Here is a 230-nt window from a genome sequence, read left to right on the forward strand (position 1 = left end):
ATTTTTCATCATCACAAACCGAGTAGTATACTTCTACACTTATTTTCAGGTTTTCCGCATTGATCACTGTAATAGGCTGAATAAAAACAGCTTTGTCTCCAAAATAGACAATATCCGCCGCAAAAACAGGGTCCCAAAACGGTTTTACATCTGGTTCCTGTGTCTTACCTACAAGTTCAAAGGTTTCCGGTGTATTATTATATGCAAATTCAGTGGGAATAGGTGCTAGT

General features: G+C 37.8%; 1 pseudogene. It reads right to left on the reverse strand.

Features of this window, described 5'->3' with window-relative positions:
- A pseudogene (locus tag ACY2RT_RS15775) lies at positions 1 to 230 on the reverse strand (hypothetical protein); the annotation flags it as partial.

Source organism: Ulvibacter sp. 2210JD10-4 (assembly GCF_058148525.1).